The sequence below is a fragment of the Streptomyces bobili genome, assembly GCF_002154575.1.
In the GTDB taxonomy this organism is placed as follows: domain Bacteria; phylum Actinomycetota; class Actinomycetes; order Streptomycetales; family Streptomycetaceae; genus Streptomyces; species Streptomyces bobili.
Genome location: NZ_MUBA01000653.1, coordinates 1 through 1,506, shown reverse-complemented (window position 1 = coordinate 1,506; position 1,506 = coordinate 1). Strand labels below are relative to the sequence as shown.

2 protein-coding genes and 1 pseudogene are annotated in these 1,506 nt (G+C 74.9%); 1 reads left to right on the top strand and 2 read right to left on the bottom strand.

Annotated features, from left to right (window positions below):
- Positions 1 to 174: pseudogene (locus tag BZL64_RS42280) on the top strand (O-antigen ligase family protein); the annotation flags it as partial.
- Positions 175 to 190: 16 nt separating this feature from the next.
- On the opposite strand, the gene BZL64_RS35590 reads toward BZL64_RS42280, so the two are convergent.
- Both BZL64_RS35590 and BZL64_RS35585 read right to left on the bottom strand, forming a co-directional pair.
- Positions 191 to 745, bottom strand: a complete 555-nt coding sequence (locus tag BZL64_RS35590; protein ID WP_086773187.1) for a hypothetical protein — start codon at positions 743 to 745, stop codon at positions 191 to 193.
- A gap of 106 nt (positions 746 to 851) precedes the next feature.
- The coding region (locus BZL64_RS35585; RefSeq protein WP_086773186.1) for a glutamate racemase at positions 852 to 1,506 on the bottom strand (655 nt) is incomplete at its 5' end.

The window sequence follows — 1,506 nt, the reverse complement described above, 5'->3', positions numbered from 1 at the left end:
CTGGCGGCCGTCGCCGCGGTCGGCAACGCGCTGAGCTTCACCACGGTCTCGGTCGGCGCGGGTCTTCTGGCGGGTCTGGCCACCGCCCGTCCCGTCGAACCGGCGCCGCGCCCGGCCTCCTCCCGTTCCGGCAGGACGGCTCTGCGCTCCCCCGGCGACAGTCCGGCCGCCTGAACCGCCGCCCGAAGGCCTACGGACTCTGCGTCACGTCGGGCGTGCCCTGCCGCAGCCGGGCCCTGATGACCTTTACGGCGGACTCGGCGTCGTCCACGGTGATCGTGAACGTGTGTCCGTCCCAGAGCCGCAGCACCACGCCCTCCCCCCGCCGTACGACGACCGCGGTGCCCTTGTCGGGGCGCCAGCGGTAGCCCCAGCCGCCCCAGTGCCGTGGGGTGACATGGGGCTCGAAGTCGGCACCGGCGACATGGGACAGCGGGATGCGGCGGCGCGGCAGGCCGATGTGTCCGCAGCGCACTTCGAGGGATTCCCTGTCGAGTCTCAGGTCGACGTGGACGAAGGCGAGGGTGCCGAACAGGACGAGCATGCCCGCGGCGATGCAGCCGACCACGGACATGGCGAGCGGCGCGATCGCGGACGTCCACGCGGACACGACCGCCAGTTCGATACCGAGCGCCACGCAGGCTGCCCCGACGAGCGCGAGCAGCCACTGGAAGCGGTTCGTGGCCCGCCCGTGCCACTCGTCGGGGTGCGGGGCGGTCTCCTCACGGGGGTGGTGGTCCCTCATATTCATGAGGTTACTCAGGTTTCGCTCCGCCGGTACCGTGTCGCGCAGGGTGACTGGGCCGGCCGGGCGGGGAGCGGACGGCGCCCGTGCGCCCGGTGATCTCCGGTCAGCGGACGGGGCTGGTCTCCTGGAGCAGCCGGCCTTCCGCGTAGGCGAGCGCCGGCGCCGGCAGCGCGCCCTCCCGGCCGCTGAGGATGACCGTCACCGTGCCGAGGGTCTGTGCCCCGGGCTCGGGGCGGGACCCGATGCGGCGCAGTGCCTGGGCGGCCACGGCACCGGCCGATCCGTGCAGGACGAGCGGCGGCCGGCCGGCGCCCTGGACGGCGGCGCGGATGCGCTCGGCGACCAGTTCGTAATGGGTGCAGCCCAGGACGACGGTCGTCACCTCGTCGGGGGTGAGGGCGGCGGCCGCGGCGACCGCGGCGTCGATCGCCGCCTCGTCCGCGTGCTCCACGGCCTCGGCCAGGCCCCAGCAGGGCACCTCGGTCACGGTGACGCCGTCGGCGAAGTCGTCGATGAGACCGCGCTGGTAGGGGCTGCCGGTGGTGGCGGGGGTGGCCCAGATCGCGACGGGGCCGCCGCCGGCCGCGGCGGGCTTGATCGCGGGGACGGTCCCGATCACCGGTATGCCCGGTTCGAGGCGGACTCGCAGGGTGGGCAGGGCGTGCACGGTCGCCGTGTTGCAGCCGATGATCAGGGCGTCGGGCCGGTGGGCGGCGGCGGCCTCCGCGACGGCGACCGCGCGCGCGGTGAGGTCCTCG